The organism is Yersinia pekkanenii, assembly GCF_001152565.1.
GTDB classification, from domain to species: domain Bacteria; phylum Pseudomonadota; class Gammaproteobacteria; order Enterobacterales; family Enterobacteriaceae; genus Yersinia; species Yersinia pekkanenii.
Genome location: NZ_CQAZ01000165.1, coordinates 1 through 1593, shown reverse-complemented (window position 1 = coordinate 1593; position 1593 = coordinate 1). Strand labels below are relative to the sequence as shown.

The window sequence follows — 1593 nt, the reverse complement described above, 5'->3', positions numbered from 1 at the left end:
GCCGCCAGCAGGTTCACCGCCTGCTGGCGGTAAAGCTGATGACAGTGACGTTAATCTGGCCATTTGCGGTCTGATGGGGCTCGATGCAACTGAAGTAGCTAAGTTCATTAAGGAGAACGGCGATGCGTGACAGAAATACCATGCGTAAAGACGGTGAACTGACCCCTGTTCCTATCGCCGCCGCTACGGAGATTTTTGGGGGGCATATTGTGTGCGCCAATGCAGCAGGATTTGCCGTGCTGGGTGCTGCGACAGCCGCATTAACGACTCTCGGTGTGGCTGATGGCTATTCCGACAACCGTGCCGGAGTTGCAGGTGATGCTGATGTCCTGGTGCGCCGGGGTAAAAACTGGTGCTTTGCCAACTTTGGTGGTGATGCCGTCACTCAGGCGCGAGTGGGTAAGGATTGCTATATCGCAGACAGTCAGACGGTAGCGGCGACAAGTGATACCAATGCNCGTCCGTTGGCTGGCAAGGTGATGGCTGTCGATTCTGACGGCGTTTGGGTTTTGATTTAGGAGAAGCACTGTGATTGTAAATGCGAAAGTTGTTAAACAAATTTTTGTCAATCTGAAAGCGACGTTTCAGAAGGCATTTTCCCAAGCCCCAACCGACTGGCAAAAAGTGGCCATGGTAGTAACGTCTACCGGTAAGGAGAATGACTACAGCTGGTTAAGCCGTTTCCCAAAAATGCGGGAGTGGATCGGTGACAAAGCGGTTAAGGCGCTCGAAGCCTTTAATTACACTATCCGTAACAAAGACTTTGAAGCCACCATTGAAGTTGATCGTAATGATATTGAAGACGATCAACTGCTGGGGTATGCCCAACAAGCGCAGGCCGCTGGTCAGTCTGCCGCTGAACTGCCTTCAGATATCGTGTTTGCGCTGCTGAGTAATGGTTTTATCAACCTCTGTTATGACGGCCAGCCGTTCTTTGATACCGACCATGCGGTCAGGGGAGTATCGGTTTCCAATAAAGGCACTAAAAAATTGGCTTACCAAACATTGGCCCAAGCAAAGGCAAGCTACGGTCTGGCGCGAGCCACTCTGCGCAATATGAAGGATGAAGAAGCGGCTTCACTTAAGATCCAGCCTAATCTTTTGATTGTGCCACCGGCGCTGGAAGATGATGCCAATTATCTTATGACCGCTGACCGCTTCCCCGATAATACCCCCAACATCTACAAAGGCACGGCTGAAGTGCTGGTTGTGCCGGAATTGAAGACCGACACCGAGTGGTTTCTGGTTGATGCCAAACAGTCAATGAAGCCGCTGATTTATCAGGAACGTAAAAAACCGACCTTTGTTGAGCAAACTACCGAAGAATCGCCGGATGTCTTTATGCGCAAGAAATTCCTATTCGGTGCTGAAGCGCGTGGTAACGGTGGTTATGGCTTCTGGCAAATGGCGTATGGCTCAACTGGGGAGACTGAATAATGCCGATTCAAATCACCGCAAAACGGGATGGTTTCCGCCGCTGTGGCATGGCCCACAGCGATAAAACCCAGACTTACTCTGATGATTACTTTACCCCATCGGTTCTTGCTGAACTCAAAGCTGAACTGATGCTTGTTGTTACCCATGTGCCAGATA

The 1593-nt window shown here is 50.5% G+C and carries 2 protein-coding genes; both read left to right on the top strand.

Annotated features, from left to right (window positions below; genetic code table 11):
- Positions 1-528 precede the first annotated feature (528 nt).
- Complete coding sequence (locus tag AEP37_RS23670) at positions 529-1437, top strand: Mu-like prophage major head subunit gpT family protein (protein WP_049615628.1); 909 nt, start codon at positions 529-531, stop codon at positions 1435-1437.
- On the top strand, positions 1437-1593 hold a 157-nt coding region (locus AEP37_RS26430; protein ID WP_280512724.1), incomplete at its 3' end, for an HI1506-related protein. The genes AEP37_RS23670 and AEP37_RS26430, both read left to right, overlap by 1 nt.